Raw genomic sequence first — 7,830 nt, forward strand, 5'->3', positions numbered from 1 at the left:
ATGCTGAGCGCCACCACCCAGACCAAGAATGAGAGCGCCGCCGAGGTGGTCGGCCTGGTGCTGGCCGAGTTCGACCGGCTGAAGACCGAGGCAGTGACCGAACAGGCCGTGACCGACCGCGAGGCCTTCCTGACCGGCGGCTTCTCGCGCAACGTTGAGACCACCGGCGGTCTGGGCGGGGTGCTGGCCGAGGCCGTGACCTACGGCCTGCCGCTGACCGAGATCGGGACCTACGCCGGCAAGATCAACGCCACGACGCCGGAGACGGTGCGCGCGGCGGCGCAGGCCATCGGCTCGGACCAGGCCTATGTGGTGGTGGTCGGCCAGGCCTCGATGTTCATCGACGCCCTGCGCGCGGCGCACCCGGACGTGGTGGTGATCCCGGCGGCGGAACTGGACTTGGACAGCGCGACGCTGGGGCTGTGAAGCCAGTGGTTGGTGATTAGTGGTTCGTGGCTGGTAGGCAGCGGGGTGTCGTCGGGTGCGGCGCTGCCCCCCGTCCAGACCATCCGCTGATCACTAGCCACTAATCACTTTCAGCTAAGCGACTGACCGCAGGGTGGGCGGCGGCGTTGCGCGTCGTCCACCGGGTGCGAAATCCTGCGAATGGGAAATTGCGTTCGGACGGAAACTGGGGCTGTCTGAGCTCCGGAGGCGCCCCTTGATCAACCGCCCATCGCCGGTCCTGGTTTCGCTCGCGACGTTTGCGATGCTGGTCGGCTGCACGGCTGAAGAAGGACGGGCGGGAGGGCAGGCCGACAAGGCGGCGCCCCGCCGCGTGGCGCCTATCGCCCCGGATCAAGTCAGGTTCTACCTGGCGGGCGCGACGATCCCGCCGCCGGAAACCGTTTCCGACTTCCCCACCGAAATGTTCTTCGACAACGGCCACTACCGGCTCCAGGGCCGCGGAGCCGAAGAGGGGGTGTACGACGTCTCGGGGAACCGGGTCTGTGTGAGGCTTCAGGCGGCCGACGACCCGGTCTGTCGGTATGCCTATCTGATCGACGGCAGGGCCGTCCTGTCGACGGCCGCCGAGGCGGCGGCGGTGACGGCTGAGAATTCCGGATACCTCAAGCGGGGGCCGCCCTCGTCGGTCCGTCGGGGGGCTTCAGGGCGGTCCGCCGGGGCCGTTCCGATCAGCGAGGAGCGGGCGCGCGCCGCCCTGGTCGGGCGGACCATCTCCAGATCGCCGGAGGTCACCGAGAGCGGATCCGAAAGGTTCGCCGCGGACGGCGGCTGGCTGCTGATGGCGCTGGATGGCGCCGAGGGCCGCTACACGATCAGGGACAACCAGGTGTGTGTGAAGGTGGCGGTCGGCAATGCCCGCCCAGGCTGCCGCTACCTGTACGCGGCGGACCGCGGGCTGGTGCTATCGACCTCGCCGGACCCCGCCGAAATCGCGCCGTCCAACTCCATCCCCATCGTTTACGACAGTCCCGATTGAGCGAGGGAAAAGCATCGGGGGTTGGACAGAGTGGCTGGTGGGCAGCGGGGTGTCGCCGGGGGCGGCGCTGCTCCCCGGCCAGACCATCCACCAACCACTAGCCACTAATCACTTTTGGCCGCGAAAGGCCGCGATGGCGTCGCCGGTCTTCTTCACCTGGGCCTCGATGCCGGCCCAGTCGCCGGACTTCACGGCGGCGTCGGTGATCAGCTTGGAGCCCATGCCCGCGGCGACGATGCCCGAGCCGAACCATTTGGCGATGCTGGCCTCGTCGGGATCGACGCCGCCGGTGGGCATGATCTTGGTCCAGGGCATGGGGCCGAGCACCGCCTTGACGAAGTCGACGCCGCCGACGCTGGCGCCCGGGAACAGCTTGACGATCTCGCAGCCCAGCTCGTGCGCCTGACCGATCTCGGTGACGGAGCCGCAGCCGGGGAAGTAGGCGGTCATGCGCCGGTTGCAGACCCTGGCCACGTCGGGGACGAGGCAGGGGCTGACGATGAAGCGCGCGCCCCGGTTCAGATAGAGGCTGGCCGTGCCCGCATCGACGACCGAGCCGATGCCCAGGATGATGTCCGGATCGGTCTTCTGCAGCTCGCGCGCGATGTCGCCGAACAGGTCGACGGCGAAGTCGCCCCGGTTGGTGAACTCGATGGCCTTGGCCCCGCCGCGCGAACAGGCGCGGATGACGTTCAGGCAGACCTCGGGATCGGCGTTGTAGAAGACGGGGGCCACGCCCTGTGCTTCGAGGGCGGTGAGGACGGCGAGGCGGTCGTGGCGCATTTCAATCTCCGCTCATCCCGGCGAAAGCCGGGATCCAGTCCTTTGGGCGACCGGTAGAGCCCATGATCCGTCATGCTTATCCCACCCGGACCGCAAGGCGAAAGCACTGGGTCCCGGCTTTCGCCGGGATGAGCGGAACTTATTGTTTCGCTAGCGCCACGATCCGCCCGACCAGCGCGCTCTCCGGATCGAACAGCGGGTCCAGGACGGTGAAGTGGTTCAGGCCGGGCAGGGCCTCGTAGCGGGTCTGGACGCCGTTGTTTCCCCAGTGGTCGGCCATCATCCGCGACTGGCGCAAGAACTCGGGGCTTTCGTCGGCGCCGACGACGCAGTCCAGGATCGTGCCGCCCGGCGTCGAGCCGTCGGGGATCGGCCAGAAGATCGGCGACAGGGCGGCGGCCTCGTTGGTGTCCAGGTCCAGCGCCGTGTTCAGCGAGGTGTGGATCAGGGGGCGCAGGTCGAAGACGCCGCTGATGGCGACGGCGGCGGAGGCGCGGGCCTCGCTGAGCATGCAGGCGGCCATGTGGCCCCCGGCGGAATGGCCGAAGACCACGGGGCGCTTGCCACCGTTGCGGGCGCGGGTCAGGTCCACGGCGGCGCGTACCTGCTTCAGGATGGCGCCCAGCCGCACGGCGGGGGCGAGATCGTAGGAGGGGATGGCGAGGCTGACGCCGTGCTGAAGGAAGGCGGGGGCGATCCCGCTGAACCAGTCCTTGTCCAGCGCCTGCCAGTAGCCGCCGTGCAGGAAGACGGCGACGGGAGCGTCGGGGCCGGCGGAGAACAGGTCCATGACTTGGCGGTCGCCGGGGCCGTAGGCGAGGGTCTCGGGCGCATGGGCCGCGACGGCGGCCTCGGCGGCGGCCTTCCAGCGGTTCAGGACGGCCGGATGGTCCGGCACGCGGGCGCGGTTATTGTACTCGGCCTCGTAGTCGATCTCGCCAACCGCCTTATCAGCCACGTCGCCATCCGCTAGACCACCCCCGAACCGCCAGGAGAGACAGCCGCCATGATGACCGCCATCTTCGTCTTCATCAAATGCGAGCTGGGCCACGCCAACGACGTGGCCGCCGACATCGTGGACAATGTCGAATACGTCTCGGAGGTCTATTCGACCTCGGGCCAGTACGACCTGCTGGCCAAGTTCCAGCTGCCGAAGGATCTGGACATCGGCACCTTCGTGACCCGGTCGGTGCAGACACGGCCGAACATCCGTGACAGCTTCACCGTGATCACCTTCTCGCCGTTCCTGCCGACCAAGGGCTAGGGTCCTGCAGACATTCGGAGGACGTCGCGCGTGAACCGTATCCTCCTGAGTGTGATCGCCGTCGCCATGATCGGCTGCGGGCCAACGTTCGGGGGACCCGACCCGGTCTTTCCGATCAGCGCGCGGGACCGGGAGGGCGCAGCCTGGTTTCCGCAGGCTCTACAGGAGACGATCCTGCGATGCGGCCCGTTTGGACCGGGCGCCCGGCGGGAGCTGATGGACGAGCATAAGGCCGCCTGGTACGGCGGACATCTGGCCGCCGCGGGGGAGGCGCCGCTGTTCCGGAGCAACGGGCGGAGCCTGCGCTTCACCTGGCTGAGGACCTTCGATGCGCCGGTGGTGATCCGTCTGGACACGGGTGCTGACGGCGCGGTGACGATGGCGGCGACCGAACTGTCCGGGCACGGCGGCTATGAGCCGGGGACGATCGCGAGGCGGATCGAGCGCCGCCTGTCCACCGGCGAGGTCGCGGCCCTGAAGCGGGTGGTGGAGCAGACCGGGGTCCTGAAACAGACGGCCGCCACGTGCGACGCAGGGCTGGACGGCGCTCAATGGGTTGTCGAGTCCAACGGGCCGGACGGCTATCGCTTCGTGGAACGGCAGTCGCCTGAGAGCGGGCCGGTGCGCGTGTTCGGGCTGCACCTGGTCGGGCTGACGGGCTGGGCCTACGACAGCGTGTACTGAGGCCAGGTCGTCAGGTTTTCGCCCGTTCAGGCCTGGTGCGGGCAGGGTGGGCGGGACGACCCTCGTCGCGGGCCTCTTCGGCGTCATCGTCGTCGCCGACCTTTTCCTCCACCGTGGCCGAGAGGCGCTGGAACACGCCGAGCCCGACCAGAACGAGAACGGCCGCGACGATCAAGGCGGTCGGATAGAGCATCTGGGTGATGTCCTCCCGCGCGGTCTTGAAGACCATGACCAGGCCTTCGAGGAAGAGGGCGATGATGATGGTGGAGAGGAATTTGGTCAGGCTGCGGCGCGCCTCGGAGGCGCTGCGCCGTTCTGACCCGCGACGGACCTCGTCCTCGAACAGGTATTTGGCCACGTCGAAGACGGCGATGGCGACGATGACGTAGCCCAGGGTGTCGAGGATGGCGTCCGCCGAGCTGTCGCCGGATGAGGTGAAGGCCCCCGCCGCTTCCCTGAGACCGAGGACGACGAGGCCGATGGCGAGCAGCATCAGCAGCAGGCTGGCCGCCGCGAAGACGGCGCGGGTGATGTAGGTCATGAAGGTCCTCCGCCCGTCTAACGCGATCACGGGTTCGAGCGTTGCCGCGACGTCACCCGTGGTCAAACGCAACGGAGTGCTGCTAGCGTCGTCGAAAGAGGAAACGCGGCCCCCGCCTGCGGGGGGATGACGGGGATTCAAATGACCGATCTCGAGACCTTCCGCGCGGAGACCCGCGCCTGGCTGGAAGAGAACTGCCCGCCGGAGGTGCGCGGGCCGCTGGACAATGACGAGGACCGGGTCTGGGGCGGGCGCAATCCGACCTTCAAGACGCCGGCCCACAAGCTCTGGATGGAGCGGATGGGCGCGCGCGGCTGGACCGCGCCGGAGTGGCCGAAGGAATACGGCGGCGGGGGGCTGAGCCGTGAGGAGGCCAAGGTGCTGGGCTCCGAACTGCGCCGGATCGGGGCGCAGATGGCGCTGTCCAGCTTCGGCATCTGGATGCTGGGCCCGGCGCTGCTGCAGTTCGGGACCGAGGAACAGAAGAAGCGCTTCCTGCCCGAGATCGTGCGCGGCGAGATCCGCTGGTGCCAGGGCTATTCCGAGCCGGGAGCGGGGTCGGACCTGGCCAATGTGCAGACGAAAGCAGAGGACAAGGGCGACCACTGGATCGTCAACGGCCAGAAGATCTGGACGTCGTACGCCGACAAGGCCGACTGGATCTTCTGCCTGGTGCGGACCGATCCGGCGGCGCCGAAACACCTGGGTATCTCGTTCGTGCTGTTCGACATGGCCACAAAGGGCGTGACGACCAAGCCGATCACCCTGATCAGCGGCAAGAGCCCCTTCTGCGAGACCTTCTTCGACGATGTGCGCGTGGAGAAGGAGAACCTGGTCGGGACGCTGAACCGCGGCTGGGACGTGGCCAAGGCGCTGCTGGCCCATGAGCGGACCATGATCGGCGCCATCGGCGAGGCGGGCGGCGGACGGCCGCTGGGCCAGGTGGCGACGGACTCCATCGGCAGCGACGATGAGGGCCGGCTGGACGACCTGATGCTGCGCGCGCGGGTGGCCGAACTGGAGATCGACGCCGCGGCCTTCCGTCTGGCGATGGAGCGGGCGGGCGATCAGATGAAGGCCCGCCAGGCCCATCCGGCCATCGCCTCGATGCTGAAATACTACGGCTCGGAGCTGAACAAGCGCCGCCACGAACTGCTGATGGCGGCGGGCGGCGCCGAGGCGCTGGAGTGGGAAGGCGAGCGGTCGCGCAACGGCACGGCGGCCCGCGACTGGCTGCGCACCAAGGCCAACTCGATCGAAGGCGGCACCAGCGAGGTGCAGCTGAACATCATCGCCAAACACCTTCTGCAACTGCCGGGAGCCTGACGCCCATGCCGCTGATCCTGACGGAAGAGCAGACCATGCTGAAGGAAGCCGCCGACGGCTTCCTGAGCGAGAACGCGCCCATCGCCCACCTGCGGAAATTGCGCGACAGCCGCGACGCCGACGGGGTGTCGCGCGACCTTTGGAAGGCGTTCGGCGAGATGGGCTTCGCGGGCGTGATCATCCCCGAGGAGCACGGCGGCTCGGGCCTGGGCGCGGTCGAGGCCGGGGTGGTGGCCGAGGCGTTGGGGCGGACCCTGACGCCGTCGCCCTTCATGGGCTCGGGCGTGCTGTCGGCCAAGGTGCTGACCGACGGCGGCTCGGCGGAACAGCAGGCGCAGTGGCTGCCGAGGATCGCGGCGGGCGAGGCGATCATGTCGCTGGCCGTCGACGAGGGCGCCAAGCATGCGCCGTCCAGAATCGCGACGGTGGCCGAACGCGCGGGCAACGGCTTCAAGCTGAACGGCGCCAAGGGCTTCGTGCTGGACGGCCACGTCGCCGACGCCCTGATTGTGGCGGCCCTGACCGAAAACGGCCTGACCCTGTTCCTGGTCGACCCGAAGACGAAGGGTGTGGAGATCGAGCGCACGGTGATGGTCGATGCGCACAATGCGGCGCGGGTGACCCTGACGGATGTCGAGGTCGACGCGGACGCGGTGATCGGTTCGGTGGACGGCGGCGAGGACCTGCTGGAAGGCGCGCTGAACCTGGGCCGGGCCTGTGCGGCGGCGTCGCTGAGCGGCGCGGGCGACCAGGCCTTCCAGGTCACGCTGGAGTACCTGCGGACCCGCCAGCAGTTCGGCAAGCTGATCGGCGAGTTCCAGGCGCTGCAGCACCGGGCGGCCCACCTGTACAGCGAGATCGAGATCGCCCGGGCGGCGACGATCGGCGCCCTGCAGGCGCTGGACGCCGGCAAGCCGAACGCGGCGCTGGCCGTGTCGGTGGCCAAGGCCAAGGCGGGCCGGGTGGCCGAGTTGGCGGTGCAGGAAGCGGTGCAGATGCACGGCGGCGTGGGCATGACCGACGAGTTCGACGTCGGCCTGTTCATGAAGCGGGTGCGGGTGCTGAACGAACTGCTGGGGGATGCGGGATTCCATCAGGAGCGGATGGCGCAGAGCCAGGGGTTCTGAAGCCCCGAAAGCGTCACAATGGCGGGCGGAAGTAGGGCCCGGGGGGGACTCTCATGCGCGCCTTGCTGCTTTCCATCATCCCGACGCTGATCGGGGGCGCCGCACTGGCCCAGGCCGGTCCGGGACCGGCCGAAACCTTCGCCGAGGCGAGGGCGATCTGCGAGACCGACGGCGGAGCGCTGTGGGGCGCGCCCCTGTGCACGCCGGTGCTGCTGGTCGATCCGGCGACGCGCACCGTCCATACGGCCCGGCGCGGCGACAGCGACGCCCTGAAGCCCGAGGACGGTCTGTTCGTCGGAACCCTGCCGGAGACCGTCAACATCGCGAACACGGCGGTGGACTGGGACGGCGTGCGCTGGGCCATGCTGATCCGGCCCCTGCCCGAGAATCCGACGGAGCGCCGGGCGCTGCTGGCCCATGAGATCTGGCACGGGGTGCAGAGGGACCTGGGCCTGCCGGCGGGATCGCCGACGCCGGAACACCTGTCGACGACCGAGGGCCGGGTGCTGATGCGGCTAGAGTGGCGGGCGCTGGCGGCGGCCTTGCGCGCCGCGGACCCGGCCGCCCGGGACCAGGCCGTGGCGGACGCGCCGGCCTTCCGCGCGGCGAGGCGGACCCTGACCGCGCAGGCCGGGGACCAGGAGCGGCAGCTGGAGATGAA

At 69.2% G+C, this 7,830-nt stretch carries 9 protein-coding genes and 1 pseudogene; 7 read left to right on the plus strand and 3 right to left on the minus strand.

The window, feature by feature from the left end:
* Together Q0C81_RS13125 and Q0C81_RS13130 are read left to right on the plus strand one after the other, a co-directional pair.
* Positions 1-426, plus strand: a pseudogene (locus Q0C81_RS13125) (insulinase family protein); the annotation flags it as partial.
* A 133-nt stretch (positions 427-559) separates the two neighbouring features.
* Positions 560-1,444: a hypothetical protein gene (locus tag Q0C81_RS13130; protein WP_291838603.1), complete on the plus strand. Its 885-nt coding sequence runs from the start codon at positions 560-562 to the stop codon at positions 1,442-1,444.
* Positions 1,445-1,552: 108 nt separating this feature from the next.
* On the opposite strand, the gene Q0C81_RS13135 is transcribed toward Q0C81_RS13130, so the two are convergent.
* Positions 1,553-2,227 carry a bifunctional 4-hydroxy-2-oxoglutarate aldolase/2-dehydro-3-deoxy-phosphogluconate aldolase gene (locus Q0C81_RS13135; RefSeq protein ID WP_291838606.1) on the minus strand — a complete coding sequence of 225 codons (675 nt, stop codon included), beginning with the start codon at positions 2,225-2,227 and terminating at the stop codon, positions 1,553-1,555.
* A 139-nt stretch (positions 2,228-2,366) separates the two neighbouring features.
* Positions 2,367-3,185: an alpha/beta hydrolase gene (locus tag Q0C81_RS13140; protein ID WP_291838607.1), complete on the minus strand. Its 819-nt coding sequence runs from the start codon at positions 3,183-3,185 to the stop codon at positions 2,367-2,369.
* 48 nt (positions 3,186-3,233) lie between these two features.
* On the opposite strand from Q0C81_RS13140, the gene Q0C81_RS13145 reads away from it, so the two are divergent.
* Together Q0C81_RS13145 and Q0C81_RS13150 are read left to right on the plus strand one after the other, a co-directional pair.
* The gene (locus Q0C81_RS13145; protein ID WP_291838610.1) at positions 3,234-3,491 is read left to right on the plus strand and encodes an Lrp/AsnC ligand binding domain-containing protein; all 258 of its coding nucleotides are present in this window, start codon (positions 3,234-3,236) and stop codon (positions 3,489-3,491) included.
* A gap of 216 nt (positions 3,492-3,707) precedes the next feature.
* A complete protein-coding gene (locus tag Q0C81_RS13150) occupies positions 3,708-4,175 on the plus strand; it encodes a hypothetical protein (protein WP_291838613.1) in 468 nt (155 codons plus the stop codon).
* A 10-nt stretch (positions 4,176-4,185) separates the two neighbouring features.
* On the opposite strand, the gene Q0C81_RS13155 is transcribed toward Q0C81_RS13150, so the two are convergent.
* Positions 4,186-4,716, minus strand: coding sequence for a GNAT family acetyltransferase (locus Q0C81_RS13155; protein WP_291838616.1), 531 nt, complete (start codon positions 4,714-4,716; stop codon positions 4,186-4,188).
* A 141-nt stretch (positions 4,717-4,857) separates the two neighbouring features.
* Between Q0C81_RS13155 and Q0C81_RS13160 the strand changes: the two genes are divergently transcribed.
* The 3 genes from Q0C81_RS13160 to Q0C81_RS13170 form a co-directional block, all read left to right on the plus strand.
* On the plus strand, positions 4,858-6,042 hold the full coding sequence (locus Q0C81_RS13160) for an acyl-CoA dehydrogenase family protein (protein WP_291838619.1): 1,185 nt from the start codon (positions 4,858-4,860) through the stop codon (positions 6,040-6,042).
* Positions 6,043-6,047: 5 nt separating this feature from the next.
* Positions 6,048-7,169, plus strand: coding sequence for an acyl-CoA dehydrogenase (locus Q0C81_RS13165; protein WP_291838622.1), 1,122 nt, complete (start codon positions 6,048-6,050; stop codon positions 7,167-7,169).
* Positions 7,170-7,222: 53 nt separating this feature from the next.
* On the plus strand, positions 7,223-7,830 hold a 608-nt coding region (locus Q0C81_RS13170), incomplete at its 3' end, for a hypothetical protein (RefSeq protein WP_291838625.1).

The organism is Brevundimonas sp. (genome assembly GCF_023259385.1).
Lineage (GTDB): Bacteria > Pseudomonadota > Alphaproteobacteria > Caulobacterales > Caulobacteraceae > Brevundimonas.